Source organism: Burkholderia lata, from assembly GCF_902499335.1.
GTDB lineage: Bacteria > Pseudomonadota > Gammaproteobacteria > Burkholderiales > Burkholderiaceae > Burkholderia > Burkholderia lata_B.
This window is the reverse complement of record NZ_CABVQK010000014.1, coordinates 10,911-37,119: the sequence shown is the minus strand read 5'-3', so window position 1 is coordinate 37,119 and position 26,209 is coordinate 10,911. Positions and strand designations below refer to the sequence as shown.

22 protein-coding genes and 1 pseudogene are annotated in these 26,209 nt (G+C 66.5%); 11 read left to right on the top strand and 12 right to left on the bottom strand.

The features are described from left to right. Nucleotides 1–34 precede the first annotated feature (34 nt). Nucleotides 35–1,474 carry an aldehyde dehydrogenase family protein gene (locus BCO18175_RS30055; protein ID WP_174986301.1) on the bottom strand — a complete coding sequence of 480 codons (1,440 nt, stop codon included), beginning with the start codon at nucleotides 1,472–1,474 and terminating at the stop codon, nucleotides 35–37. A gap of 273 nt (nucleotides 1,475–1,747) precedes the next feature. On the opposite strand from BCO18175_RS30055, the gene ppa reads away from it, so the two are divergent. Next, nucleotides 1,748–2,275, top strand: coding sequence for an inorganic diphosphatase (gene ppa, locus BCO18175_RS30050; protein ID WP_011352863.1), 528 nt, complete (start codon nucleotides 1,748–1,750; stop codon nucleotides 2,273–2,275). Nucleotides 2,276–2,329: 54 nt separating this feature from the next. On the opposite strand, the gene BCO18175_RS30045 is transcribed toward ppa, so the two are convergent. Together BCO18175_RS30045 and BCO18175_RS30040 are read right to left on the bottom strand one after the other, a co-directional pair. Then, nucleotides 2,330–3,154, bottom strand: a complete 825-nt coding sequence (locus tag BCO18175_RS30045; RefSeq protein ID WP_174986298.1) for a GIY-YIG nuclease family protein — start codon at nucleotides 3,152–3,154, stop codon at nucleotides 2,330–2,332. Nucleotides 3,155–3,203: 49 nt separating this feature from the next. Next, nucleotides 3,204–4,238: a helix-turn-helix transcriptional regulator gene (locus BCO18175_RS30040; RefSeq protein WP_174986296.1), complete on the bottom strand. Its 1,035-nt coding sequence runs from the start codon at nucleotides 4,236–4,238 to the stop codon at nucleotides 3,204–3,206. 202 nt (nucleotides 4,239–4,440) lie between these two features. On the opposite strand from BCO18175_RS30040, the pseudogene BCO18175_RS30035 reads away from it, so the two are divergent. Continuing rightward, nucleotides 4,441–4,674, top strand: a pseudogene (locus tag BCO18175_RS30035) (fibronectin type III-like domain-contianing protein); the annotation flags it as partial. Between the two features lie 72 nt (nucleotides 4,675–4,746). On the opposite strand, the gene BCO18175_RS30030 reads toward BCO18175_RS30035, so the two are convergent. Beyond that, nucleotides 4,747–5,925: a GNAT family N-acetyltransferase gene (locus tag BCO18175_RS30030; RefSeq protein ID WP_174986295.1), complete on the bottom strand. Its 1,179-nt coding sequence runs from the start codon at nucleotides 5,923–5,925 to the stop codon at nucleotides 4,747–4,749. A 110-nt stretch (nucleotides 5,926–6,035) separates the two neighbouring features. Between BCO18175_RS30030 and BCO18175_RS30025 the strand changes: the two genes are divergently transcribed. Together BCO18175_RS30025 and BCO18175_RS30020 are read left to right on the top strand one after the other, a co-directional pair. Then, nucleotides 6,036–7,742 carry an NAD+ synthase gene (locus tag BCO18175_RS30025; RefSeq protein WP_174986293.1) on the top strand — a complete coding sequence of 569 codons (1,707 nt, stop codon included), beginning with the start codon at nucleotides 6,036–6,038 and terminating at the stop codon, nucleotides 7,740–7,742. Between the two features lie 83 nt (nucleotides 7,743–7,825). Further along, nucleotides 7,826–8,164 carry a P-II family nitrogen regulator gene (locus BCO18175_RS30020; RefSeq protein WP_006398637.1) on the top strand — a complete coding sequence of 113 codons (339 nt, stop codon included), beginning with the start codon at nucleotides 7,826–7,828 and terminating at the stop codon, nucleotides 8,162–8,164. 137 nt (nucleotides 8,165–8,301) lie between these two features. On the opposite strand, the gene BCO18175_RS30015 is transcribed toward BCO18175_RS30020, so the two are convergent. Together BCO18175_RS30015 and BCO18175_RS30010 are read right to left on the bottom strand one after the other, a co-directional pair. Next, the gene (locus BCO18175_RS30015; protein ID WP_085041216.1) at nucleotides 8,302–9,378 is read right to left on the bottom strand and encodes a porin; all 1,077 of its coding nucleotides are present in this window, start codon (nucleotides 9,376–9,378) and stop codon (nucleotides 8,302–8,304) included. Between the two features lie 567 nt (nucleotides 9,379–9,945). Next, nucleotides 9,946–10,917, bottom strand: a complete 972-nt coding sequence (locus BCO18175_RS30010; RefSeq protein ID WP_438820517.1) for a LysR family transcriptional regulator — start codon at nucleotides 10,915–10,917, stop codon at nucleotides 9,946–9,948. Nucleotides 10,918–11,005: 88 nt separating this feature from the next. On the opposite strand from BCO18175_RS30010, the gene BCO18175_RS30005 reads away from it, so the two are divergent. Next, nucleotides 11,006–11,503, top strand: a complete 498-nt coding sequence (locus BCO18175_RS30005; protein WP_174967735.1) for a GNAT family N-acetyltransferase — start codon at nucleotides 11,006–11,008, stop codon at nucleotides 11,501–11,503. Nucleotides 11,504–11,557: 54 nt separating this feature from the next. Here BCO18175_RS30005 and BCO18175_RS30000 read toward each other — a convergent pair whose 3' ends face one another. The 4 genes from BCO18175_RS30000 to BCO18175_RS29985 all read right to left on the bottom strand — a co-directional run bounded on the left by BCO18175_RS30000 (nucleotide 11,558) and on the right by BCO18175_RS29985 (nucleotide 14,767). Next, entirely contained in the window at nucleotides 11,558–12,337 is a 780-nt protein-coding gene (locus BCO18175_RS30000) for an ABC transporter ATP-binding protein (protein WP_174916438.1), read from the bottom strand. 18 nt (nucleotides 12,338–12,355) lie between these two features. Further along, entirely contained in the window at nucleotides 12,356–13,069 is a 714-nt protein-coding gene (locus BCO18175_RS29995) for an ABC transporter permease (RefSeq protein ID WP_174986291.1), read from the bottom strand. Next, nucleotides 13,066–13,755 carry an ABC transporter permease gene (locus BCO18175_RS29990; protein WP_027786761.1) on the bottom strand — a complete coding sequence of 230 codons (690 nt, stop codon included), beginning with the start codon at nucleotides 13,753–13,755 and terminating at the stop codon, nucleotides 13,066–13,068. Before BCO18175_RS29990 ends, BCO18175_RS29995 begins: the two co-directional genes overlap by 4 nt. Before the next feature lie 229 nt (nucleotides 13,756–13,984). Further along, nucleotides 13,985–14,767, bottom strand: coding sequence for an ABC transporter substrate-binding protein (locus tag BCO18175_RS29985; RefSeq protein WP_174986289.1), 783 nt, complete (start codon nucleotides 14,765–14,767; stop codon nucleotides 13,985–13,987). A gap of 369 nt (nucleotides 14,768–15,136) precedes the next feature. On the opposite strand from BCO18175_RS29985, the gene BCO18175_RS29980 reads away from it, so the two are divergent. Continuing rightward, entirely contained in the window at nucleotides 15,137–15,832 is a 696-nt protein-coding gene (locus tag BCO18175_RS29980) for a pirin family protein (RefSeq protein ID WP_174986287.1), read from the top strand. A 70-nt stretch (nucleotides 15,833–15,902) separates the two neighbouring features. Here BCO18175_RS29980 and BCO18175_RS29975 read toward each other — a convergent pair whose 3' ends face one another. Further along, nucleotides 15,903–16,451 carry a periplasmic heavy metal sensor gene (locus tag BCO18175_RS29975; RefSeq protein ID WP_174986285.1) on the bottom strand — a complete coding sequence of 183 codons (549 nt, stop codon included), beginning with the start codon at nucleotides 16,449–16,451 and terminating at the stop codon, nucleotides 15,903–15,905. Between the two features lie 224 nt (nucleotides 16,452–16,675). Between BCO18175_RS29975 and BCO18175_RS29970 the strand changes: the two genes are divergently transcribed. Together BCO18175_RS29970 and BCO18175_RS29965 are read left to right on the top strand one after the other, a co-directional pair. Then, nucleotides 16,676–17,401: a response regulator gene (locus BCO18175_RS29970; RefSeq protein ID WP_009693256.1), complete on the top strand. Its 726-nt coding sequence runs from the start codon at nucleotides 16,676–16,678 to the stop codon at nucleotides 17,399–17,401. Beyond that, nucleotides 17,385–18,701: an ATP-binding protein gene (locus tag BCO18175_RS29965; protein WP_174986283.1), complete on the top strand. Its 1,317-nt coding sequence runs from the start codon at nucleotides 17,385–17,387 to the stop codon at nucleotides 18,699–18,701. Before BCO18175_RS29970 ends, BCO18175_RS29965 begins: the two co-directional genes overlap by 17 nt. 42 nt (nucleotides 18,702–18,743) lie before the next feature. Here BCO18175_RS29965 and BCO18175_RS29960 read toward each other — a convergent pair whose 3' ends face one another. Further along, entirely contained in the window at nucleotides 18,744–19,010 is a 267-nt protein-coding gene (locus tag BCO18175_RS29960) for a double-stranded DNA-specific endonuclease (RefSeq protein ID WP_011545926.1), read from the bottom strand. Between the two features lie 508 nt (nucleotides 19,011–19,518). Here BCO18175_RS29960 and BCO18175_RS29955 point away from each other — a divergent pair. The 3 genes from BCO18175_RS29955 (at nucleotide 19,519) to tssI (ending at nucleotide 26,199) form a co-directional block, all read left to right on the top strand. Beyond that, entirely contained in the window at nucleotides 19,519–21,276 is a 1,758-nt protein-coding gene (locus BCO18175_RS29955) for an ABC transporter permease (RefSeq protein WP_174986281.1), read from the top strand. Between the two features lie 22 nt (nucleotides 21,277–21,298). Then, nucleotides 21,299–22,636 (top strand): ABC transporter ATP-binding protein, encoded by a 1,338-nt coding sequence (locus tag BCO18175_RS29950; RefSeq protein ID WP_174986279.1) that lies wholly within the window; start codon nucleotides 21,299–21,301, stop codon nucleotides 22,634–22,636. Between the two features lie 563 nt (nucleotides 22,637–23,199). Continuing rightward, complete coding sequence (tssI, locus tag BCO18175_RS29945; protein WP_174986277.1) at nucleotides 23,200–26,199, top strand: type VI secretion system Vgr family protein; 3,000 nt, start codon at nucleotides 23,200–23,202, stop codon at nucleotides 26,197–26,199. The last annotated feature ends 10 nt before the right edge of the window (nucleotides 26,200–26,209 follow it).

The following is a 26,209-nucleotide window of genomic DNA, read 5'->3' as shown; positions in this document are numbered from 1 at the left end:
GGGCGCTGCCGGCAGCGTGCTGCATGCCGCGAGTTCAGCCGTGCCGGATCGCGATCGTCTTCAGCGCGGTGAAGCCGTACAGTGCCTCGAAGCCTTTCTCGCGGCCGTGCCCCGAGTGGCCGACGCCGCCGAACGGCAGCTCGACGCCGCCGCCCGCGCCATAGTTGTTGATGAACACCTGGCCCGCCCGCAGGCGCCGTGCAAGACGCATCTGGCGTGCGCCGTCGCGCGTCCAGATGCCCGCGACGAGGCCGTACGGCGTGCCGTTCGCCAGCGCGACGGCTTCGTCTTCGTCGACGAAACGCATCGCGGCGAGCACGGGGCCGAACACTTCCTCCTGTGCGAGCCGGTGCGACGGCGGCACGTCGCGCAACAGCGCGGGCGCCTGGTAGAAGCCGCTTTCGGGCGCGTCGGCGACGACCTGCCCGTGCGCGGCCATCGGAATGCCGTCGTGCTGCGCGTCGGACAGGAAATCCCACACGCGCTGCTGCTGCTTCGCATTGATCAGCGGGCCGCAATCGAGGTCGGCGCGGCTCGGGCCGACGCGCAGCCCGTTGAATGCGGTGGAGAGACGCTCGACGAGCGGCTCGTACACCGCGCGCTCGATCAGCACGCGGCTGCCGGCCGAGCAGGTCTGCCCGCCGTTCTGCACGATCGCCGCCACGAGCACGGGCAGCGCCGCTTCGAGATCGGCGTCGGCGAACACGATCTGCGGCGACTTGCCGCCGAGTTCGAGCGTGACGGGCACGTGATTCTCGGCCGCCATCTGCGTGACCAGCTTGCCGGTGGCCGGCGAACCCGTGAACGAGATGTGGTCGATGCCGGGATGGCGTGCGAGCGCGGCACCGGCTTCATGGCCGTAGCCGGTGACGATGTTGAGCGTGCCGGCCGGCAACCCGGCCTCGGCGGCCAGCTCGGCGACGCGCAGCAACGACAGGCACGCATCCTCGGCCGGCTTGACGACGCATGCGTTGCCGGCCGCGAGCGCGGCGCCGACGCTGCGCCCGAAGATCTGCATCGGGTAGTTCCACGGCACGATGTGGCCCGTGACGCCGTGCGGCTCGCGCACCGTCAGCACCGTGTAGCCTGCTTGATAGGGGAGGGTTTCGCCGTGCAGCTTGTCGGCGGCGCCTGCGTAGAACTCGAAGTAGCGCGCGAGCGCGGCTGCGTCGGCGCGTGCCTGCTTCAGCGGCTTGCCGGTATCGCGCGCCTCGATCGCGGCGAGTTCGTCGATCGACGTGGCGACACGCGCTGACAGCCGCATCAGCACCCGGCCGCGCTCGGCGGCGCTGGCGGCGCCCCACGGGCCCGCGAATGCGTCGCGGGCTGCGGCGACCGCACGCTCGATGTCGGGCGCGGTGCCGCGGGCGATCGACGCGAACGGCTGGCCGTCGGATGGATCGATGACTGCGATGGTTTCCAGTTGCGCGGGCAACGTCCATTCGCCCGCGATGAAGTGCTTCGCCTCTTCCATGCCAGCTCCTGTCGACCCGAGTTGGCGCTTTAGCGGTTACTCGGGTCCCATGCTTCGCGGTCGACCCGAATCAGCGCTTCAGCGCCCACCCGATTCCATGTAACGCGGCCGGTGGTACGACGGCCGGGCATCCGGAACGATTATCGCGCCGATCGTCATCCGGACGCCACCGGTCGATTGGCTATAATGGCGCATTCCCTTCGGGGACGCCTGCGGCGGTGCATCGGCCGCGGCGCCCTGTCCCGAATTCCCATCGACCTACAGAGAGTGCTCATGAGCTTCAATCATGTTCCGGCCGGCAAGGACCTGCCGCAAGATTTCAACGTGATCATCGAGATTCCCGCGCAAAGCGATCCGGTGAAGTACGAGGCGGACAAGGAACTGGGCCTTCTCGTCGTCGACCGCTTCATCGGCACGGGCATGCGCTATCCGGTGAACTACGGCTACATCCCGCAGACGCTGTCGGGCGACGGCGATCCGGTCGACGTGCTGGTGATCACGCCGTTCCCGCTGCTGGCAGGCTCGATCGTGCGTTCGCGCGTGCTCGGCATGCTGCAGATGACCGACGAGTCGGGCGTCGACGCGAAGCTGGTCGCGGTGCCGCACGACAAGGTCTGCCCGATGACGGCAAACCTGAAGTCGATCGACGACGTGCCTGAGTACCTGAAGGATCAGATCAAGCACTTCTTCGAGCAATACAAGGCGCTCGAGAAGGGCAAGTGGGTGAAGGTCGAAGGCTGGGCGGGCATCGAGGCCGCGCACAAGGAAATCACCGACGGCGCAGCGAACTACAAGAAGTAAGCAGCGTACCGGCCGACGGCCGGTTCGTGCGAAACGCAAACCGCGCGTGTCTCCTCAGGAGGCCGCGCGGTTTTGTTTTGTGCGTGGCGGTTGTTTGCGTGCGGAGGCGGGCGCGGACGCAGGCGCTGTGGTGGCAGGCGGCGCGTCCTTCGTGCGCTTCGCGCGGCGAGTGGCATCGGGTGCAACGGCGGCCAAGGTGGCTTCGGCGGTTTTGGTAGCGGACGGGCGGCGGCGGGCCGGCGCGGGAGCGGTATCTTCGCGTCCGTTCGTGACGGGTTTGCTGCTGCCTGCCGGCGCCTTTCTTTTCGACGAAGAGGGCGCGGCCGGCTTGCCCTTTTTTACCGGTGTGTCACGCGATGAAGTCTTTCTTGCGACTGCATTGCTGTCGGGCTTCGTGCGCTTCGCGACCGGTGCGGCTTTGGTCGCCTTGGGAGGCTTGGCGGCTTTTGCAGGCTTGTCGACCTTCTCGGCTTTCCCGGCCTTCTTCGTGCTCTTAGCCGCCTCAACCGTCTTCGCCACGCTATCGACGTTCTCCGTTTTCGCCTTCTTCCGCCCGCGCGCACCGGCCTTCGACCCGGCTGCGTCGTCACTCGTATTGACGGCCACCACGGCCGGCAGTACCGACTCCAGCGTCCGCAACCCGGCCGCCAGTTCCCGCTTCTGCACCGCCGTGAGCCGCTTCACCCAGTATTCGGCGCGCGATGCGCTCGACCGGTCGGGCAGCGGAAACGACGCGAGCACCGCACGCGGCTTGCGCGAGCGCGTGTAGCGCGCGCCCTTGCCGGATGCGTGCTCGTCGAAGCGTGCGGCAACGTCGGTCGTGATGCCCGTGTAGACGCTGTCGTCGGCGCATTCGATCAGATACAGAAACCAGGACATGGCAGGGCGGCGGGATGCGAAGCCGCCAGTGTCTCAGAAAAAGCGCCCGTCAACGCCACCGATCGCCGTGCCCGTCGCGGAAGCGGCTCGGTGCCGCGCCGAGCTCGCGCGTGAAGAAGCGCGTGAACGCGCTCGTCGAACGGAAGCCGACCCGCACGCCGATCTCGCCGATCGGCAGTTGCGTGTTCAGCAGCAGGTCGCGCGCTTCACCGAGCCGTGCCTGCGCGACGAGCGCGTGAAACCCGACCGCTTCGCGATGCAGCCGCCGGCGCAGCGTCCAGCGCGACATCGCGAAGCGTGTGCAGACGTGCTCCATCAGCGTGTCGGACGGCACGTCGGCGTCGTCGGCGTTGCGCAGCCAGTCGCGCACGCATTGCTCGACCGACGAGCCGAACGTCGAGCGTGCGCGCACGCGCTCGCGCGCGGCGTCGGCCGCATGACGCTGGATGTCCGCGAGCGGCGCGTTGTAGCGCTCGAACGGCGCGTCGAAGCGCGCGGAGCGCAGCACGACGCGGTTGTGCGCGGCATCGAACGACACCGCCGCGCCGAGGAGGTCGCGCAGCGCGGCCGTCGGCGCGAACGCGCGGCCCGCGAACGAGGCTTCGTCGACCTGCACGTGCGGATCGTACAGGCGCGCGAGCGCGGCGAGGATCGCGAAATTCGCGAACGCGCTGCTGGCAGGGCGGCCTTCGCCCTCGTTCACGTACTCGAGCGCGATCGCGCCGCCGGTTTCGTGCGCGAATACCCAGTCGACGTTGCCGATCAGTTCGCGGTAGCGCAGGTAGCCGTGCAGCGCGTCGCGCAGCGTCGCGGCGTTGCAGATGATGCCCGCGAGCTCCGGGAACGGCGCGAGCCACGGCACGACCTGCGGCGGCGGCCGGTGCCAGGACAACGGCCATCCGCTCATCAGCCTCATTGCGGCGACATGCCGGTCGCCGGGGATGCGCCGCGCGTCGTCGGCAAGATCGGCCGCGCCGATGCCGAGCGTCGCATACAGCGGCGCGACGTCGAAGCCGTTGCGGCGCATGTCGTCGAGCGCCTGTCGGTAGACCCGGATGGATACCGATTTCTGTCGTAACTCCATGTCTCTCTCCATGACCTTCGGGATTGCCCCCGCTGCGAGAGGTCAAGTGCTGCTCCTGCCGGTCAAGCATGGTGACCGGTCGATTTTTTTTAACTGGGACGCTGGAGTGTGGCGACAAGTACAACAGATCGATTCAGGAGGATCAATGAAAACTTCGCTGTTCCGGTGTTCGACGATTGTGTCCGCGTACGCGATGACGGTACTGCCCGCGTCGCTCGGTGAGCCGCCGAAGCGCCTCGTCGGCTGGGCCAAGGTCGCGCTGCAGCCGGGCGACGTGCGCACCGTCAGCGTCGCGGTGCCGGCGCAGCGCTTCGCGACCTGGGATGCGAACGCGCATGCGTGGCGGATCGCCGCGAGCAGCTACGGGCTGTCGGCGGCTGCTTCGTCGCGCGATCCGCAGGCGCTGTCGACGACGGTGATGCTCGCTGCGCACTGAGCCGAAGCTACGCCGTGTGGCATGCGGCGAAGCCGGTCGTGGCTTCGCCGCATGTCGGTGCGCTTGATGAAGTTACTCGGTGCCGCGCCGGAACGGATCGTGTTCGCGCAGTTCGTCGACATACGAGTGGATATGCTCGGTCTCGCGTTCGAGAAAGCGCGCGACCGCGTCCGAGAACGCCGGGTGCGCGAGCCAGTGGGCGGAGTGCGTGACGGTCGGCAGGAAGCCGCGCGCGAGCTTGTGTTCGCCCTGCGCGCCGCCTTCGAACGTGTCGAGCCCGGCCTCGATGCAGAATTCGAGCAACTGGTAGTAGGCCGTTTCGAAATGCAGGCAGGGCACGTGCTCGACCGCGCCCCAGTAGCGGCCGTACAGCGTGCCGCCGCCGTGTTCGCCGCGCCGGTAGACGGCGAGCGCACTCGCGATCGGCTGGCCGTCGGCTTCGGCGATCACGAGCAGCAGGTTCTCGGGCATCGTCGCGCCGATCGTGCGGAAGAAGTCGAGGTTCAGGTACGGGCTCGAATAGTGTTCGCGATAGGTCTGCCGGTAGCAGCGCGAGAAGAAGCGCCAGTCGGCGTCGGTGATCTGGTCGCCGGTGAGCCGCCGGAACGTCACGCCCGCGTCGTGCACCTTGCGCCGCTCCGCGCGGATGTTCTTGCGCTTCTTCTGCTCGAGCGTGCCGAGGAAATCGTCGAAGTGGCGGTAGCCGTCGTTGAGCCAGTGGAACTGCACGCCTTCGCGCAGCATCATCCCCATCGATTCGAGGAGCGCCGCTTCGTCGCCGGTCGGGAACAGCACGTGCAGCGACGACACGTCGCTCTGCTCGGCGAACGCGAGCAGCGTGGCCGCGAGCCGGCGGCGCGCATCGTCGTCGGCCGCGAGCAGGCGCGTGCCCTGCACGGGCGTGAACGGCACCGCGCACAGCAGCTTCGGGTAGTAGGGCAGGTCGTTGCGCTGGTACGCGTCGGCCCACGCCCAGTCGAACACGTATTCGCCGTACGAATGCTGCTTCGCGTAGACGGGCGCGGCGGCCGCGAGGCGGCCGGTGCGCGGGTCGGTCAGCGTGACGAAGTGCGGCGACCAGCCGGTATCGTCGACCGCGCAGCGCGCGACGTGCAGCGCGTCGAGGAATTCGTGGCGCAGGAAGGGCGTCGGCTGCGCGTCGCGGGCGAGCAGCGCGTTCCATTCGTCGGCCGGTACCTCCGAGGGGGACGACAGGATGCCCGTGCGATAATCGATGCGTTCGTGTTTCAAGCGTGAATCCGTACTGTTCTGTGTCGCCGGATGCGAGGGCCTGCGCGGCCCGCACCGGGACGATTTCGTCAGCCGTTCAGGGCGCGCCGCCGGGCTGCGCCGATCCCGCCATGATGACCCGACTCGCTCTCGCCCAGATCAACGTCACCGTCGGCGACTTCGCCGGCAACGTCGCGCGGATCGTCGCGGCCGCACGTGCCGCGCACAACGATGGTGCGCAGCTGATGGTCGCGCCTGAACTCGCGCTGTCCGGCTATCCGCCGGAAGACCTGCTGCTGCGGCCCGCGTTCTATGCGGCGGCCGCGGCCGCGCTCGACGCGCTCGCCGGCGCGTTGAAGGCGTTCGACGGGCTCGCGGTGCTGGTCGGCCATCCGCTGCGGGGCGCGGGCGAAGGCGCGCACGCGCCAGCCGTCGATGGTAATGCAAACCGTCCGATCGAGCGCGGCGTGCCGCCCACCGATACCTACAACGCGGTGTCGCTGATCGTCGGCGGCGAGATCGTCGGCACCTACCGCAAGCAGGATCTGCCGAACGCGGAAGTGTTCGACGAGAAGCGCTATTTCGCGACCGACGCCGAGCCGCTCGTGTTCGAGCTGAACGGCGTGAAATACGGCGTGATCATCTGCGAGGACGCTTGGCATGCATCGGCCGCGCAGATCGCGAAGGCGGCCGGCGCGCAGGTGCTGCTGATCCCGAACGGCTCGCCGTACCACATGAACAAGGAAGCGGTGCGCTTCGACATCCTGCGCGCGCGGATTCGCGAAACCGGGCTGCCGATGGTGTACGTGAACCTCGTCGGCGGCCAGGACGAACTCGTGTTCGACGGCGGTTCGTTCGTGCTCGACGCGCAGGGCGCGCTCGTCGCGAAGATGCCGCAGTTCGACGAAGGGCACGCGATCGTCGAATTCGACGGTGCGCGGCCGCTGCCGGGTGCGATCGCGCCCGAGCTGTCGACGGACGCGCAGGTGTACCGTGCGCTCGTGACGGGGGTGCGCGACTACATCGGCAAGAACGGTTTTCCGGGGGCGCTGATCGGGCTGTCGGGCGGTGTCGATTCCGCGCTGGTGCTGGCCGTCGCATGCGATGCGCTCGGGCCCGAGCGGGTACGCGCGGTGATGATGCCGTCGCGCTTCACGGCCGGCATCTCGACCACCGACGCGGCGGAGATGGCGCGGCGCGTCGGCGTGCGCTACGACGAGATCGCGATCGCGCCGATGTTCGATGCGTTTCGCGCGTCGCTCGCGGGCGAGTTCGCGGGCCGCGCGGAAGACGCGACGGAGGAGAACATCCAGGCGCGCATCCGCGGCACGCTGCTGATGGCGCTGTCGAACAAATTCGGCTCGATCGTGCTGACGACCGGCAACAAGAGCGAAATGGCGGTCGGCTACTGCACGCTGTACGGCGACATGGCCGGCGGGTTCGCGGTGATCAAGGACATTGCGAAGACGCTCGTGTACCGGCTCTGCCGCTATCGCAACGAAACGGCCGACTACGCGCTGCGCGACGTGATCCCCGAACGGATCCTTACGCGGGCACCGTCGGCCGAGCTGCGCGAGAACCAGACCGACCAGGACAGCCTGCCGCCGTACGACGTACTCGATGCGATCATGCGGATGTACATGGAAGAGGACCGGCCGCTCGCCGAGATCGTCGCGGCCGGTTATGCGCAGGCCGACGTCGAGCGCGTGACGCGGCTCATCAAGATCAACGAATACAAGCGCCGCCAGGCGCCGATCGGCATTCGCGTCACGCATCGCGCATTCGGGCGCGACTGGCGCTACCCGATCACGTCACGGTTTACCGAACGTCTCGATTGAGCCGTGCTGGGCCGCATGCGGCTCGCAGGCTTACAATCGGGGTCGCGATTTTTCATCCAAACGAGCATTGGGGGACAACCACCATGAAACGCATCACTGCCATCATCAAGCCGTTCAAGCTGGACGAAGTCCGCGAAGCGCTCGCCGAAGTGGGTCTCACGGGCCTGACCGTGACGGAAGTGAAGGGCTTTGGCCGCCAGAAGGGCCATACCGAGCTGTATCGCGGCGCGGAATACGTCGTCGACTTCCTGCCGAAGATGAAGATCGAGGTGGTCGTCGCGGAAGCGCAGGTCGACCAGGTGATCGATGCGGTGATCGGCGCGGCGCGCACCGGCAAGATCGGCGACGGCAAGATCTTCGTGTCGGACGTCGAGCGCGTGATCCGCATCCGCACCGGCGAAGAGAACGAAGCGGCGGTCTGAGCCCCGCATTCGCTGATGGGCCGCGAAGACGGCCCGCCAATAAAAAACGGTGCGATACCCGGTTGGGTACCGCACCGATACGCGCCTCTCGCAGCAGCGTGGAAAGTGTTGCCGAATCGTTCTTTGACGGCGCCCGATCAGAACAGGTGCTGGATACCGGCGTAGACGCCGGTCTGGCTGCCGCCCGGATTCGGGTTGCCCGTCGACACGGCCGTACCGGCGCCGTTCGCGTTCAGGCCGAAGTTGGCGTTCTTGCTGTTGCGCACCGTCGCGACCTGCAGGTCGAACAGCGTGCGCTTCGAGATGTTGTACGAGCCGCCGACCGTGTAGATGTTCGCGTTGCCGCCGCCATGGTTCGCGTTCACGTGATACACGGCCGCGATCAGCGCCGCTGCCGGCGTTGCCTGCCACGTCACGCCGCCCCAGACCTGCTGGGTGCCCGTCACGCCGGCGTTCACTGCCGGGCCGCCGCTGCCGTCCGCGCGCGATGCCTGGTAGGCCGCTTGCACCTTGAACTGGCCGAGGAACACGTTCACGCCCGCGAAGTATTCACGCGAGTAGTTGAACACGTCCGAGAAGCGGCCGTTGCTGTCGCGCGTTTCGTCGTAGATGCCGCGCAACTGGAACAGCGAATTCGTATAGGTGACCTGCGCGCCGGCTGCACGGCCCGGTTGGCCGGCCGTCGTGTTGCCGTTGAAGCTGGTCGAGTTCGAGAACGAGAACTGGCCGTAGAAGTCGAGGCCGTAGAACTGCGGCGACTGGTACGACACGTTGTTGCTGGTCTTGTTCCAGTTGCGGCCGCGCACCAGCGATGCCGTCGACCAGGCCGACTGGCCGAACGGGTCGAAGTCCCACACGCCGTTGGCGATCGCGAGCTCACGACCCAACAGCAGCGTACCGTAGCGGTCGTTCGAGATACCGACGGTTGCGAAACGATCCCAGATCGAGCCGCTGAAGCCGCCCGTCATCGTGTTGAACGCGCCTTCGAGGTGGAACAGGATCTTGTTGCCGCCACCGATGTCCTCGCTGCCCTTCAAGCCCCACAGGCTCGTGCCCCAGTCGCCGCTTTCCGCGCGCACTTGGTGGCCGTTTTGCAGGCCGTTCATGTACTCGAGGCCGGCATCCAGGCGGCCATACAGCGTAACGCTGCTCTGCGCGTGCGCCGTCACCACCCCAGCAGCCATCAGCGCGGCCGCGACCAAAGCTTTCTTCATCGTCTCCTCCATACCCTGTCAAAAAGTCAACCCAGAACTGCACGAGATGCCCGGAGCGACGAGCGCCGGGCAAAAGCGGGATAACCAGGGAGACCTCGTGCAGGGCCGGTAAGCGCGGCACGCGGGCAAGCGGACGGAAAGACCGTTGAGCGGTCCCGCGCAGCCGGATCGGCCTGCGGGTCTCCTTGTAGTGTCGTGAAGCTAAACTACATTTCACGAACTTCGTTTTGCTACTTTGGTTACTAATTTAGCAAAAATACAATTTTGTGGCGATGGAAATCGTTGTTTGACTAACACCTGTCGCCAAATTGCCATGCAACACGGTGCGCAACAGGTACGCCAAGGGTTTGCAATTAACGGAAAACCCTTGTCCCGCAAGGGAGACACGAGTTTCTAAAACAGGGGTCAAGGATTGCCACTATTGACGTTGTGGAGGTGCGGGCGTAAGCGCCGGATTCGATGGATTGGTAAGTATTTCGTAATGAATGGGCGGCTACCGGCCGTCGCCGGCCGGAGCCTGTAGCGCTTGCCCGGCAACGCGCAACGCGGTGTACCGGCGCGCGTCGGTCAGGCGGGCTCCGGTCTAGCGTCAAGCAACTGCGCGCGAATCCAGCGATGCGCATCGGTGCGCGCATGCTTCGCGTGCGAGTAGACCTTCACGGTGTAGCGCGGGATCTCGAACGGCGCCGGAAAGATGCGGATCGGCGCCGCGTGCCGCAGCGCCTGCGCGGCGCGGTTCGGCACGGTCATCAGCAGCGCGGATTCCGCGATCACGAACGGTGCGGCCAGCACGGTCGGCAACTGCACGGCGACCTGCCGCGCGAGGCCGAGCCGGTCGAGCACATGGTCGACGACGCCGCGCGACTCGTTCCACGGCGTGACGACCACGTGACGTGCCGCCAGGTACTGGTCGAGCGTCAGCCGCCGGCGGATGTCCGGATGCGTTGCGCTCGCGATCACGACGTAGTCGTCGGAGAACCAGTCGAAGTCCTCGATGCCCGGCGCGTCGGCGGCTGACTCCTCGTGATAGCCCAGCGCGAAATCGATGCGGCCGGCCGCGAGTTCGTCGACGGAGATCTTCCGGTCGGAATGCACGACGCGGATCCGCAACCGCGGCGCGACATGCTGGATGCGCGCGAGAAACGCCGGCAGCACGGCGAATGCCGTGTAGTCGGTCGCCGCGAACACGAACGTGTGGTCGCTTTGCGCGGGATCGAAGCGGCGCGCGCGGGCGAGCCCCTTCGACATCGCATCGAGCGCGTCGCCGGCCCAGGTGGCGATGTCGTCGGCGCGCACGGTCGGCTGCATCTCGTTGCCGAGGCGCACGAACAGCGCATCGCCGATCGCGTCGCGCAGCCGTGCCAGCGCGTGGCTCAGCGCGGACGGGCTCAACGCGAGTTCGTGCGCGGCCGCGGCGACGGACCGGTGGCGGTACAGCGCGTCGAACACGAGCAGCAGGTTCAGGTCGAGACGGCGTAGATCGGGATGCATCATGTTCAGGTCCGGATGAAGAAACTGCACTTCCTGCAGGCGCTGCATGAACGTAGCATGACGATCTGATTGGTGCCAGCGCGGCTGCGCGGCACTGTTTTCCGTTTCAAGTCCGGGCCGGAGGAGGGCTCAACCCGTGCAAATCGACATCCGTTCCGCCACCGTCGCCGACGTGCCGCAGATCCTGCGTTTCATTACCGAGCTGGCCATCTACGAGAAGGCGGAGCACGAAGTGGTCGCGACGCCCGCGTCGCTCGAGCGCAGCCTGTTCGGTGAAGGATCGCCGGCTCGCGCGCTGATGTGCGAGGTCGACGGCGAGCCGGCCGGCTTCGCCGTGTATTTCTTCTCGTATTCGACGTGGCTCGCCCGGCAGGGGCTGTATCTCGAGGATCTGTACGTGTCCCCGCGTTTTCGCGGCGCGGGCGCCGGGCTGCGGCTGCTGAAGGCGCTCGCGCGGATCGCGGTCGAGTCGGGCTGCGGCCGTTTCGAGTGGAGCGTGCTCGACTGGAACGAGCCGGCGATCCGCTTCTATGAAAGCGTCGGCGCGGCGCCGCAGAGCGAATGGGTGCGTTACCGGCTCGCGGGCGACGAACTGCGCGCGTTCGCCGACAGCGCGCCGGTGAGCGCCGCGTAAACGCAAAACGGGCGCCGCGCGGCGAACCGCGGGCGCCCGCTCGTGCGGCGTGCGTTACTTGAGGCTGCCCGACAGGAACCCGCGCAGGCGTTCGCTCTTCGGGTTGGCGAACACCTCGGACGGCACGCCTTCTTCCTCGACGCGACCCTGGTGCAGGAACATCACGTGGTTCGACACGTTGCGCGCAAAGCCCATCTCGTGCGTGACGACGATCATCGTGCGGCCTTCCTCGGCGAGCTTCTGCATCACCTTCAGCACTTCGCCCACCAGTTCCGGGTCGAGCGCCGACGTCGGCTCGTCGAACAGCATCACGTCCGGATGCATCGCGAGCGCCCGCGCAATCGCCACGCGCTGCTGCTGGCCGCCCGACAGGTGCGACGGATATTGCTTCTCGACGCGCGGTGCGAGGCCGACTTTCTCGAGATACTCGCGTGCGCGATCCTCGGCTTCCTTCTTCGGGATGCCGAGCACGTTCACGGGTGCTTCCATCACGTTCTCGATCACGTTCATGTGCGACCAGAGATTGAAGTGCTGGAACACCATCGACAGCTTGGTGCGCACGCGCTGCAGCTGCTTCGTATCGGCCGCGCGCAGCGCGCCCGTCTTGTCGGGCGTCGTGCGCACTTCCTCGCCGTCGACGACGATGCGGCCCGCATTCGGCTGCTCGAGGAAGTTGATGCAGCGGAGCATCGTGCTCTTGCCGGAGCCGGACGAGCCGATCACGCTGATCACGTCGCCCGAGTTCGCCTTCAGCGACACGCCCTTGAGCACCTCGTTGTCGCCGTACCGCTTGTGCAGATCGTCGACGAAAAGCTTCTGAGTCTGGGAATTCATCAATAGTCCTGCGAAAACTTACTTACCTTGCGGGCGCAGATACGCGAGCCAGCGGCGCTCGGCCTGGCGGAACAGCCACACGAGCGTGAACGAGATCGCGAGATAGAGCAGGGCGGCGATGCCGAACGCATGGAACGACATGTAGGTCGCCGAGTTGACGTCGCGGGCGATCTTCAGGATGTCCGGCACGGTCGCGGTGAAGGCGACGGTGGTCGCGTGCAGCATCAGGATCACTTCGTTGCTGTACAGCGGCAGCGCGCGGCGCAGCGCCGACGGCAGGATCACGCGGCGGTACATCGTGAACGGCGACATCCCGTACGCACGCGCGGCTTCGATCTCGCCGTACGACGTGGCCTTGATCGCGCCCGCGAAGATCTCGGTGGTGTACGCGCAGGTGTTCAGCGTGAACGCGAGCAGCGTGCAGTGCATCCCGTCGCGGAAGAACGCGTCGAGCATCGGCGTGCCGCGCACGGCCTGCAGGCTGTAGAGGCCCGTGTAGCAGAGCAGCAACTGCACGTAGAGCGGCGTGCCGCGGAACACGTACGTGTAGAGCCACACGGCGCCCGACAGCCACTTCTTCTTCGACACGCGCGCAACCGCGAGCGGTATCGACAGGCAGAAGCCGAGGCCGATCGACACGACCAGCAGCCACAGCGTGATCGCGACGCCGGTGATGCGGTAGCCGTCGGTGAAGAGGTAGTTGCGCCAGTATTCTTGGATGAGATCGATCATAGGTCAGCCTTGCGGACGCCGGTCGAGTAGCGCTTTTCGAGCCACATCAGCACGAAGTTCGAGATCGTCGTGATCGCGAGGTAGACGGCACCCGCGATCAGCGTGAAGAAGAAGAACCGCAGCGTGCCCTTGCCGGCGTCTTGCGATGCCTTCACGACGTCGGCGAGGCCGATGATCGACACGAGCGCAGTCGACTTCACGAGCACCTGCCAGTTGTTGCCGATCCCCGGCAGCGCAAAGCGCATCATCTGCGGGAACATGATCCGCGTGAACACCTGCCAGCTCGTCATCCCGTACGCGCTGCCGGCCTCGAGCTGGCCACGCGGCACCGACAGGAACGCACCGCGGAACGTCTCGGTGAAGTACGCGCCGTAGATGAAGCCGAGCACGAGCACGCCGGCGAGGAACGGGTCGATGTCGATCTGGTCCCAGCCGAGCGCGTCGGTCGCCATGTTCAGCCAGATCTGCAGGCTGTAGAACAGCAGCAGCATCAGCACGAGGTCGGGCACGCCGCGGATCAGCGTCGTGTAGACGGTGCCGACGCCGTTCGTGAAGCGGTTGCGCGACAGCTTCGCGCCCGCGCCGAGCAGGCCCAGCAGGAACGACAGCGCAAGTGAAAGCACCGCCAGTTTGACGGTTTGCCAGGTGCCAGCGAGGATCAGCGGGCCGTAACCTTGTAGAAACATATGTGGTCCCTGGTGTGGTCCCTTAGGGCGCACGCGGTGCGCCGCGAAAGACGCGCCCGCCAAGCTGCGCGGAACGCCCCGTACGTATCATGACCGTCCGCCCCGGCATCGGTGCCGGGCCCGCCCGTCGCGCGAGCGGCGGGCAAGGGAGCGGGCGGCGCGTGGTCGACTGCCTGTACTGCCCGGACACGGGGCCGCCCCCGCATCCGTTGCTTCTTCCTGGCGTCGCTCAGCGGGCCGACGCCGAATAGACGCTGAACGCGAAATACTTGTGCGACAGCCGGTCGTACGTGCCGTCCTTGTGCATGTCGGCAAGCGCCCGGTTGATCTTGAGCTTCAGGTCCGTATCTTCCTTGCGCAGGCCGATCGCGGTGCCGTCGCCGATCGTCTTCGGATCCTTCACTTCCGGCCCGGCGAACGCGAAGCCCTTGCCGCGCGGCGTGCGCAGGAAACCGTAGTCGGCCTGCAGCTCGTCCTGCAGCGTCGCGTCGAGACGGCCGGAGCCGAGATCGGCGTAGACCTGGTCCTGGTTCTGGTAAGGAATGATCGTCACGCCCTGCGGCTCCCAGTACGCCTTCGCGTAGGTTTCCTGCGTCGAGCCCTGCTCGACGCCCACGCGCTTGCCTTTCAGCGACGCGACGGTAGGCAGCAGCGGCGAGCCGGTCTTCGCGATCATCCGCGCCGGCGCGTCGTATACCTTGTCGGAGAAGTCGATCTGTTCGCGGCGCTTGTCCGTGACGGTCAGCGACGACACGATGACGTCGTACTTCTTCGCCTTCAGCGCCGGGATGATCCCGTCGAGATCCTGCGACACCCACACGCATTTCACGTTGATGCGCTTGCAGATTTCCTTGGTGAGATCGACGTCGAAACCGACGATCTCGCCGCTCGGCGCGGTCGACTCGAACGGCGGGTAGCTGGCGTCGACGCCGATCCGCACGGTCTTCCACTCCTTCGCGAAGGCGCTGCCCGCCACGAGGGCGAGGGCGGCGCACAGGGCGGCCTTCTTCATTTCCATCCTTCTGTTGCTGACTTTCCGGGGGCGCTCGCGGCCGGTCGGGCCGGGCGCCGCGGCGTATTCTAGACGGCCAAAATTCGCCGATCGGCGCTCTGGCGATGGCGGCCACCGGAACGGCGAACGCCAAAAGGGCGGTATTTTACCCGAACGCGATACCCGGAAACCGGCAATCCGGGCCGACCGATCGATTCTTCGACGCATTGATCCGGCTGTTGCGACAATCGGCGTATTTGCAATGGACATTGCATCGATTGCATCCGTGGGTGCAACGATGCAGTGCGCAGGCGGCGGATTGTGGCGCGATTGGCACACTCATACAGTGATGGCATACCAGAACAACGCATCTCACGGAGTGTCCGTCCCATGTTCCAGATCCGCCGCGCCGCCGATCGCGACCAGCGTAGCCATGGCTGGCACGAATTCCTTCACAGCTTTCCTGGTGTGTCCGGCCGGAGCGGGCCGCCGGCGTTCGGCGCGTTGCGCGAACTGAACGAGGAATGCATCGCGCCGACCCGCGGCTACGGGATGCGGCCGTACCGCGACGCGGAAATCGTCACCTACGTGCTCGACGGCGCGCTCGCGCACCGCGACAGCCTCGGCAACGGGGCGATCGTACGCGCCGGCGGCATGCAGCGGATGAGCGCCGGCACCGGCGTCATGCTGAGTGAAACCAACGCGTCGTGTGACCAGCCGTTGCGCCTGCTGCGGATCTGGCTCGCGCCGGCCGGGGCGGGCGGCCGGCCCGGCTACGTGCAGACGTGCTTTGCCGACCACGAGAAACGCGGGCGGCTGCGGCTCGTCGCGGCGCAGGACGGAGGGGACGGTGCGCTACAGATCGGTGCGGACGCACGCATCTTCGCCGGGCTGCTCGACGGCGACGAGGCGGCGGCGTTCGACGTGCCGGCCGGGCGCCGGGCCTACGTGCACGTGGTGCGCGGCGACGTCGAGGTGAACGGCTGCGCGCTGGCCGCGGGCGACGGCGCGCGGATCGGCGGCGTGGACGCGGTGGCGTTCGCGCGCGGCCGGGCGGCCGAGGTGCTGCTGTTCGACGTCGCCTGAAACGCAAAAAGGGGACGCGAGCCGGTGCCCGCGTCCCCTTCGAAGCCGCTCCGGGGAGCGGCCCGCCGGCTTACTGCGCCGGTGCCGACGCGGCCTTGGCCGCGCGATGCTGCTCCCAGCGCTCCTTCATCTTCTCGTGGCGCTGTTCCATCTTCGCGAACTGCTGCTTGAGCGCCGTGCTGACCATCGTCTTCTGCTGGTCGTTCAGCCCGTTGTAGAACGTGAGCCACGCGGCGGACGTCTGCTCGCGCAGTTGCGCGTTCTGCGATTCGGCCTGCTGGCGTGCCGAGTGCATCGCGCTCAGGTCGAGGATCGGCTGGTTCTGCTGCGCCTTGAACTGCTCGCGCATCTGCTCGTGGCTCTTGCGCATCGCGTCACGGTTCTGCTTCATCGTGTTGACGGCCGCCTGCCATTGCTGTTCCTGCGACGCGTTGAGCTTCAGCTGGCCGTGCAGTTTCATGATCGCGCCGAACGGGCCGCCTTCGTGCCCGCCGTGCATCTGGTGGGCGCCGGGGCCGCCCGGCGGCGGCGCATCGGCCGATTGGGCATGCGCGGTGCCGAATGCGAGAGCGAGCACGGTGGCGGCAGCGATGGCCACGCGGGAAGTCTTCTTATACATTTCAGAAACTCCTTGTATCCAAAGGGTCCGGCGATGCGGTGCGGGGAAAGTCGCGTGCCGCATCCGGTAAGACGCAGGTTAGCGATGCAGGCCGCTGCCGGTGTTACGTGGGGCGGTGGCCGGGTTACCGCGCATTACAGTTCCCTTGCGCGGTAACCCGCAGTAACCCTTTCGTCCCTTTGTTTCGTTCTTTGACTCCGCCCTCGCGCGGTAAACTTCGAGCCATGACTACCCAGATCCTCATCGTCGACGACGACCAAGAACTCCGAGACCTGCTGCGCGACTACCTCGTGCGCCAGGGGATGGAAGTGTCCGTGCTGCACGACGCGGCGACGCTCGAGAAGCGCCTCGAGCGCGAGCGGCCCGACCTGATCGTGCTGGACCTGATGATGCCGGGCGTCGACGGCCTGACCGCGCTGCGCCAGTTGCGCGCGGCCGGCGACGACATCCCCGTGATCATGCTGACCGCGCGTGCGGACGACGTCGACCGTATCGTCGGGCTCGAGCTCGGCGCGGACGACTACCTCGGCAAGCCGTTCAACCCGCGCGAGCTGCTCGCGCGCGTGCAGGCCGTGCTGCGGCGGCGCCGCGCGACGCCGTCGGCGGCGGCACCCGAACAGCGCGAGCCGTTCGCGTTCGGCCGCTTCGTGCTCGACTTCCAGGCGCGCACGCTGTCGGTCGACGGCAAGCCGGCCACGCTGTCGAGCAGCGAATTCGCGCTGCTGAAGATCTTCGTGAACCATGCGCTGCGCACGCTCACGCGCGAGCGGCTGCTCGAGCTGCTGCACGGGCCCGAGTACGACGGTACCGACCGCGGCATCGACGTCCAGGTGTGGCGCCTGCGCCGCATCCTCGAAACGGATCCGTCGACGCCGCGCTTCATCCAGACGGTTCGCGGGCGCGGCTACGTGTTCGTGCCCGACGGCGAGGCTCATGCGCAAACCCATTGATTCACTGTTCGGGCGGCTGGCGCTGCTCGTCATCGGTGTCCTGCTCCTGTCGCACTTCGCGTGGTTTTTCGCGATGCGGCTCGAGCGCAGCCAGATGCAGACGCGCTACGCGGTCGAAGAGGCCGCGTTCCTGGTCGACGCGGTGCGCCAGCACGTCGAGCGCACGCCCGACCAGCCGTTGCCGTCGCGCGTGCGGCTCGTGACGCCGGGCAGCGCCGACGTGCCGAACGGCGACCCGTCGCACCTTCCGGCGCCGCTCAAGCGGTTCCGCGACGACGTGAGCGAGCGGATGCCGCCCGGCACGCGCGTCGAGATCGGCGCCCCCGGCCATCCGCCGGTGCTGTGGGTGAAGGAGCCGAGCGACCGCAACTGGATCGTGGTGCCGGTGCAGCCGCTTCGGCCGCCGCGCTCGCTCGACCGGATGCTGCTGTGGCTCGGCACGATCTTCTCGGCCGGCGTGATCGCCGCGCTGTTCGCGGCCTGGCAGCTGCAGCAGCCGCTGCGTTCGCTGGCCCGCGCGGTCGCGCGCTTCGGCCGCGGCCAGCCGGTGCCGCCGCTGCGCGAACGCGGCCCGCGCGAGCTGCGCCAGCTCACGCACGGTTTCAACCAGATGGTGGAACAGGTGTCGCAGGCCGAGAGTGACCGGGCGGTGATGCTGGCGGGCGTGGCGCACGACCTGCGCACGCCGCTTGCGCGGATGCGGCTGCGGGCGGAAATGATGGACGACGCCCGGTTGCGCGACGGCGTCGTGCGCGACGTCGATTCGATGTCGCACATCGTCGATCAATTCCTGGTGTTTGCCCACGGCGGGTCGGATCGCAGCGAGCCGGTGCCGGTCGATCAGGCGTGCGAGCGGATCGCACGCAGCTATCGCGCGGTCGCGCCGAACGCGCCGACGGTCCAGACCCGGCTCGACGCCGATCCGGGCTTCCGGCTGCCGACGGCGACGCTCGACCGGATCCTGTCGAACCTGCTGGACAACGCGCATGCGTACGGTGCGCCGCCCGTGCTCGTCGAGACGGCGCGCACGCCGGCCGGCTACGTGCTGTCGGTCAGCGACAGCGGCGGCGGGATCGCGCCGCGCGACCTCGCGGCGGCCACGCGGCCATTCGTGCGGCTCGACCCCGCGCGCGGCGGCAACGGCCACAGCGGGCTCGGGCTCGCGATCGTCGAACGGCTCGTGCTCAGGCTGGGCGGGGCGTGCGACATCGGCAACCGCCCCGAAGGCGGCCTGCGCGTCGCGATGACGTTCCCGTTCGAGGTCGTGCCGAAGGACGAACCCCACGCACAGGCCGCTTGAGCGGCTGCGGCGCCAGCCCGGCCGGGCCGGCGCCGCGCGGCATCATTCGCCGAACAGCGTGCCGAGCGTCTCGGCCGCGTTACTGTCGATGGTGTTGTAGGTCACGGTGGTGGCCTCGAAGATGTAGACGGTCGTATACCGGCCGAGGCGCTCCAGGATTTCCTCCTGCAGCGATTCCGGCACGACGTTCATGTTCAGGTACCACGCCGTCGACGACAGCCGCGTCTGGAACGACCCGTATTCCTGCATCAGTTCGTAGAACGCGTCGGCATCCTGATCGCGGCAGACGATCACCAAGTTTCCTGCCATTCCCTTTCCTCCCGCTCGTCGATCTATCCCCGTAGCCTGTTGACATCTGGCACGCGCAAGCGTTGCCATCGGACCGTCCGCAACAGGCCCCGAGGGCCAGCCCTGATCATACCCGCTTAGTCGTATCCGGCTGGTGACGCCCGACATGGTTTGCGCGGGCGTGCGGCTGGCGGGTTCCCGGCCGGGCCGGATCACGGCATAATTCGGGCCTGCATGCCGGCCGAAAGACTGCGGCCGGGCTGCTCGACCCGCGTACCCGCCATCCGTCCACGCGCCAGGCACGATCCGTGCGCCGCCTGCGCCGTTCCCGGACGGTTGTACCTGAAATACAGGTTGGTGTAGTGTCGTGCCGTCGCGGGCCGACTCGTCCGGGGCGCGGCAGCGCGTGCACGCACGGCGCATCGCGCTCGCGCGCGATCGTCATCAATCGAATTACCGCACCCGTGCGCTTTGCCATGAATCAACATCGACTGCCGGCTTCGTTCGGCCTTACCGGGGAGGGCGCCTGATGGACGTCGGATTCTTCAATCCGAACCGGACCGCGAATGCGTCCGCGTGGCGTGTCCTGCCGAACCGGTGGGACTTCATCGCGTTTCCGCTGATCATCTGCCTGCTCGCGATGGCAGTCGTCGGTTTCCACGAAACGATGGCGCCGATCGGTACCCTGCAGACGCAGAAGATCTCGCTCGATCCGTCGAACCTGCCCGAATACGCGTTGCGCACCACGCTGCGGATGCTCGCCGCGATGGTCGCGTCGCTCGTGTTCACGCTCGTCTACGGCACGCTTGCGGCCAAGAGCCGTCGCGCGGGCATGGTCCTGATCCCGATCCTCGACATCCTGCAGTCGGTGCCGGTGCTCGGCTTCATCTCGTTCACCGTCACGTTCTTCCTCGCGCTGTTCCCGAGCCGCGTGCTCGGCGCGGAGCTCGCGGCGATCTTCGCGATCTTCACGAGCCAGGCGTGGAACATGACGTTCAGCTTCTATCAGTCGCTGCGCACGGTGCCGCGGGATCTCGACGAAGTCTCGCGGAGCTTCCACCTGACGTCCTGGCAGCGCTTCTGGAAGCTCGAGGTGCCGTTCTCGATGCCGGGCCTGATCTGGAACATGATGATGTCGATGTCGGGCGGCTGGTTCTTTGTCGTCGCGTCGGAGGCCATCACGGTCGGAAACCAGACCATCACGCTGCCGGGCATCGGCGCGTATCTCGCGCAGGCGATCTCGGACAAGAGCCTCGGCGCGATCGGCTGGGTGATCCTCACGATGACGGTCGTGATCCTTGCGTACGATCAGTTCCTGTTTCGCCCGCTCGTCGCGTGGGCCGACAAGTTCCGGATGGAGAACACGAGCTCGGGCAACGCGCCGGAGTCGTGGCTGCTCGACCTCGTGCGCCGTACGCGCCTGATCCATCAACTGCTCGTGCCGGCCGGCTGGTTCTTCGCGAAGGCCGCGCGGATTCCGCTCCGCCTGCCGCTGTCGGGCGCGATGCGCTTCACGCTGCCGAAGGTCGAGAAGAAGGCGTCGCGCACGGTCGACATCGCATGGGCGGTGCTCGTGCTGATCGGCACGGCCTATATCGTGTGGCGCGTCGTCAGTTTCGTGTCGACCGGCGTGACGATGGCCGAGGTCGGCCATGTGGTCGCGCTCGGTCTCATCACGCTGCTGCGGGTGGTCGTGCTGATCGCGATCGCGTCCGTGATCTGGGTGCCGATCGGCGTGTGGGTCGGGCTGCGCCCGAAGCTGGCCGAGAAGTTGCAGCCGCTCGCGCAGTTCCTCGCCGCGTTCCCGGCGAACCTGCTGTTCCCGGCGTTCGTGATCGTGATCGCGCGCTTCCACCTGAACGCCGATATCTGGCTGTCGCCGCTGATCGTGCTCGGTACGCAGTGGTATATCCTGTTCAACGTGATCGCCGGCGCAACGTCCTACCCGAACGACTATCGCGAAGCGGCGACGAACTTTCGCATCCGGGGCTGGCAGTGGTGGCGGCAGGCGATCCTGCCCGGCATCTTCCCGTACTACGTGACCGGTGCGATCACCGCGTCGGGCGGCGCGTGGAACGCGAGCATCGTGTCGGAAGCCGTCCAGTGGGGCAATACCAAGATCGAGGCGCACGGCCTCGGTGCCTATATCGCGCAGACCACCGCCGCCGGCGATTTTCCGAAGATCATCCTGGGCATCGCCGTGATGTCCCTGTTCGTCACCCTGTTCAACCGCCTGCTGTGGCGTCCGCTGTATGCCTTCGCCGAAGCGAAGCTGCGGCTCGACTGAGACTGATTGAGAGCGAAACGCGATGCAAAATCCGAATGCTGTAAACGCCCCCGTCCAGACGAACCAGCCTCCGCGCCTCGGTGAGGAAATCCTGCGCGTCGATCACGTCTGTCGCGGCTTCAACAAGACGCAGGGCGAACTGCTCGTGCTCGACGATGCGAACCTGTCGCTGCGCGAGGGCGAGATCGTCGGCCTGCTCGGCCGTTCCGGCTCCGGCAAGTCGACGCTGCTGCGCATCATCGCCGGGCTGATCGAGCCGACCGGCGGTGAAGTGACCTACCTCGGCCAGCCGCTGCGCGGCCCGGCCGAAGGTGTCGCGATGGTGTTCCAGACCTTCGCGCTGTTCCCGTGGCTCACCGTGCTGCAGAACGTGGAAGCCGGCCTCGAAGCGCTCGGCGTCGGCGCGCGCGAGCGGCGCGAGCGTGCGCTCGCCGCGATCGACCTGATCGGTCTCGACGGCTTCGAGAACGCCTACCCGCGCGAGCTGTCGGGCGGCATGCGCCAGCGCGTGGGCTTTGCGCGCGCGCTCGTCGTCGACCCGACGATCCTGCTGATGGACGAGCCGTTCTCCGCGCTCGACGTGCTGACGGCCGAGACGCTGCGTACCGACCTGCTCGACCTGTGGACGCAGGGCCGGATGCCGATCAAGTCGGTGCTGATCGTCACGCACAACATCGAGGAAGCCGTGTTCATGTGCGACCGGATCCTCGTGCTGTCGTCGAACCCGGGCCGCGTGATCGCCGAGATCAAGGTGCCGTTCAAGCATCCGCGCAACCGTCTCGACCCGGCGTTCCGCAAGCTCGTCGACGACATCTACGCGAAGATGACGGCCCGCCAGACCGGCGAGGCGACGAAGAAGGGGCTCGAGCTCGGCAGCTGGCTGCCGCAGGTGTCGACCAACCTGATGGCCGGCCTGATCGAAACGCTCGCGATGGCGCCGTACCACGGCCGCGCGGACATGCCGGAAATCGCGCGCACGCTGCACCTCGAGGTCGACGATCTGTTCCCGATCGCCGAAGTGCTGCAGTACCTCGGGTTCGCGGATGTGCGGGAAGGGGACGTGTTCCTGACGCCGCCGGGGCGCGTGTTCGCGGAATTCGGCACGCAGGAGCGCAAGCTGATGTTCGCGGATCACCTGCTGAAGCATGTGCCGCTCGCCGCGCGGATCAAGAAGGTGCTGAACGAGCGCCCCGGCCATCGTGCGCCGCGCGTGCGCTTCGAGCAGGAGCTGGAGGATTTCCTGTCGGACGGTGCCGCCGAGGAGACGCTCGACGCGGTGATCGACTGGGGCCGTTACGGCGAGATCTTCTCGTACAACGACCAGACCGAGATTTTCAGTCTCGAGGACGTCGAGTCCTGACGCGGTCGGGGTGATTCCAGCGCATCCGGCCGACAGGGCCCGGATGCCTGCCGCGCCTTGATTCGGCCGCGCCTCGCAAAAGGGCGTACGGCCAGCCCCCGGCGATCGCAACGAGCGCCGGGCGATGCTCCACCTGAGCGTCGGGTCGCGCCTCCGCCGGAGGCGCGGCGAATGGCGTTCGTCGAGGATGCCGCACCCGGTTCGATCCTCGACCGCAACGCTTTGCTCACCTCCGGCTGCGCCATTCACTCCGCCGCGCACTGAATTCCCGCCGCACCCCTTTGTTCGTTGTACGCCGTACTCCGGTCGTTCATCGTCGCCTGATCGCGAGCGATGCCGCGGCTGGTGCGCGATTGCGCTCGGCGGCAGGCAATGGGTATTGGGGCTCGATTAAGTGGTCGATCGGGCCGGTTTTCGTTCCGGAATATTAAATGCTGATAAGTGTTATGAAATTCTCCGCGGTTTGATATATTTGGCGCCTTCAAGGTGGCTGAGAGCGCCTTGTTGGTGCGATAGCGTCTAGGTTGCGGCGGGTCCGCCGGACGAAAAAAACGAGGTTAATGATGAGTTTCGCTGCAAACGGAAACCCCGATGGGACGGGAGGGAGCGGCGCGGCCTTGGCCGGCGGTTTGAGCAACCTGGGTTCGCTTGCCGGAATGGCGGGGCAACTGGGGGCGCTGACCGGCATGCCGGGCGCCGGGCTGCTGGGCGGAGCCGCGAGCGCGGTTCAGCTGGCTCAAACCGGCTTGTCGTTGATCGGCAAGGCACCGGAGTCGATTGCCGAGGCAATCAACAGCTTGACGGGCGCGGTTCCGCGCCTGACCCAGGACAATCGCTTCATCACGATCGAAACACCGCTCGGTCCGGACGTGCTCCTGGTCAGCGCGGCGGTCATTGACGAACACGTCAATCAGCTCACCGAAACGCATCTCGATCTGCTTTCGCATCGCAACAATATCGAGCCTCAGGAAATTGTCGGGCAGCGGGTCAAGATCACGCTCGAGCCGCAGAGCCGCAATTTCAGCCTGACGCGCGTCGTGACGTCGTCGGCCGATATCGAGACGAAGCGGTATTTCGACGGTTACGTTGCGTCGTTCGGGCGTGTCGGAAACTCGGGTTCGGTTACCCGCTACGAAATGTCGGTCGTTCCGTGGTTCTGGTTCCTGACGCGCTCGACCGATTGCCGGATCTTCCAGAATCAGACGCCGCAGGACATCCTGACCGACATCTTCCGCGAGATGGGCTTTGCGGATTTCGAGTTCGCCGTGCAGGGCGAGCGTCCGAAGCTCGAATACATCGTCATGTACGACGAGTCGTACTACGGTTTCTGCTCGCGCCTGATGGAGCAGGAGGGGCTGATCTGGACGCTCCGCTACGAACAGGACAAGCACGTCCTCGTGATCGGCGACACCAATGCGGTGTTCCAGCCGATTCCGAACCTGAAGACCATTCCGTACCAAGCCAACAGTGCCGCCAGCGAGCAGAACGGCATCGATCGATGGGACGAGGCGTTCAGTTTCCGGGTCGGCAAGATCACGTACCGGGATTTCAACTACAACCAGCCGTCATCGCAACTGATGCACGTCGAGGTGCCGACCGTCAACCTGAAGCACCCGAACATCCAGACGACGGAGCGCTATCAGTTCCACTCGCTGTATGACCACGGCGACGACGGACAGCGTTACGCGTGCTATGCGATGGAAGCGGAAGAAGCGCTCGCGCATCGTTTCAACGGCGCGGGCCATGCGCACGGCATGACGACGAACGGGCGATTCACGCTGGTCAATCACGGCACGTCCACCTATAACAACAAGGACTTCGTGATCCTTCGCGTTCGTCACCAGGTGGCGAACGACTATACCCAGCAGACGTCGAAACTGCCGTATCACAACACGTTCACGTGCCTGCCGATCGATATCCCGTTCAGGCCGGAGCGGCGTACGCCCAAGCCGCACATGCAGGGCACGCAGTCCGCGATCGTGGTCGGGCCGAAGGGCGAGGAAATTCATACCGACGGCAGCCGGGTCAAACTGCATTTCATGTGGGACCGGCGCGGCAAGCTCGACGGTTCGGACTCGATGTGGGTGCGCGTGTCGCAACCGTGGGCAGGCAAGGGCTGGGGCGGGTCGGCGATTCCGCGGATCGGCCAGGAGGTGCTCGTCTCGTTCAATCAGGGCGATCCGGACAACCCCATCGTCGTCGGGCGCGTGTTCAACGGCGATTCGGGCAACCCGTATCACGGAAGCGGCGGCCAGACGATGGGGATGCGCAGCCAGACGCACAAGGGCGACGGCTTCAACGAACTGCGGTTCTCGGACGTGAACGGTGCCCAGGAAGTCTTTCTGCATGCGCAGAAGGACATGAAAACGATCGTCAAGGACAGCGAATCGCACACGGTCGAATCCGGTGCCCGGAGCGTGTCGGTGCTGAAAGGCGACGAGAGCAAGCACGTCGCGGAAGGCAACCTGTCGGAAAAGATCGCGAAAGCGCGCTTCACCACGGCCAACAGCGTCGGCGTGCAGGCGCTGGCCGGCGATGCGGGGCCGGGCAAGCAGAGCTACCAGGCGACCGACGAGATCGAGCATCGCGTGGGCGCGAGCATCGTCACGCTGAAGCCGGACAGCATCAAGCTGTCCCATGGCGCATCGAGCATCCTGATCAATCAGAGCGGCATCTTTCTCGATGGCCCGGTGATCCATCTGAACCAGGGGCTGTTCGTGACGCCCGAGCAGGCGATGGCGATCGAATGGGCCAATCAGCAGGCGATCATCGCGGCGGGTCTCGCATCGGCCGACCCCAAGGTGCAGGCAGCGGCACGCAAGCTTCAGGCGACGGTCAAGGCGCAGCAACTGGCCAAACTCGCGGGGGCCGTGTATGCGCCGGGGACGGCGCCGCCGGGATGGAAGAACGTGTCGAACGATCCGGAAGCGCTCAAGAAGTTCGGCCTGAGGCTGCAGGACTTGCAGATTCCCGGCAGCAACTTCGGTGCGCAGGCGTACGTGCCCGATCCCGCGGTGTTCGGCGACAGCATGAAGCCTACCCTGGCCTTCAAGGGCACGCAGCCCACGGTCAAGGAAGACTGGTCGAACAACCTCAATCAGGGATTGGGCGACAACTCCCCGTACTACGATCGCGCGGTGACCATCGGCAAGAAGATCTACGGTTCCGGCAATGCAGGCGGCCTCGATCTCACCGGTCATTCGCTCGGCGGCGGGCTGGCTTCGGCGGCGTCCCAGGCCAGCGGCGCGGGCGCGACGACGTTCAACGCGGCCGGCCTCAATTCCGAAACGCTGCCGATGTACGGCGCAGCACCTCGGGCGTCGGCCATCACGAACTACCGCGTCGATGGCGACATCCTGACCGGGGTGCAGGAAGGCAGGCTGGGCCCGATCAGCGACGTGACGTCGCAATTGATGCCCAAGGCCGTCGGTGAGCAGATCACCATTCCGGGCACCAGCTTGACGACCGTTCAGCGCCACATGATGGGGCAGGTGACGAGCGGACTGGAAACGACCGCTGCCGATCAGCAGGCGTCGTTGCTGAGCCAACTTCAGGGACATTGATGAAATACAG